Source organism: Paenibacillus qinlingensis, assembly GCF_013204845.1.
GTDB classification, from domain to species: domain Bacteria; phylum Bacillota; class Bacilli; order Paenibacillales; family NBRC-103111; genus Paenibacillus_E; species Paenibacillus_E qinlingensis.
Map to the genome: position 1 here is coordinate 1 of NZ_JABMKY010000056.1, position 574 is coordinate 574.

Consider the following 574-nt stretch of genomic DNA (forward strand, 5'->3'; position numbering starts at 1 on the left):
TCACCCACCTGTGTCGGTTTGCGGTACGGGCACCTTCGCCTGGCTAGAAGCTTTTCTTGGCAGTGTGAACTCATGACCTTCGGTACTTAAATTTCCCTCCCCATCACAGCCCAGCCTTACGGTTAGCGGATTTGCCTACTAACCAGCCTCACTGCTTGGACGAGCATCCATCAGCTCGCGTCACTATCCTTCTGCGTCACTCCATTGCTCATAACGGCTACGGTGGTACAGGAATTTCCACCTGTTGTCCATCGACTACGCCTTTCGGCCTCGCCTTAGGTCCCGACTTACCCTGAGCGGACGAGCCTTCCTCAGGAACCCTTAGGTTTTCGGCGGATCAGATTCTCACTGATCTTTTCGTTACTTATACCGGCATTCTCACTTGTATGCGCTCCACCTGTCCTTACGGTCAGAATTCAACGTACATACAACGCTCCCCTACCCATGCACATCGTGCAAGCCATAGCTTCGGTGGCGTGTTTAGCCCCGTTACATTTTCGGCGCAGAGTCACTCGACCAGTGAGCTATTACGCACTCTTTCAATGGTGGCTGCTTCTAAGCCAACATCCTGGTT

The 574-nt window shown here is 52.8% G+C and carries 1 rRNA gene; it reads right to left on the bottom strand.

Annotated elements, in window-relative coordinates:
• Nucleotides 1–574: ribosomal RNA gene (locus tag HQN88_RS37235) — 23S ribosomal RNA — on the bottom strand; the annotation flags it as partial.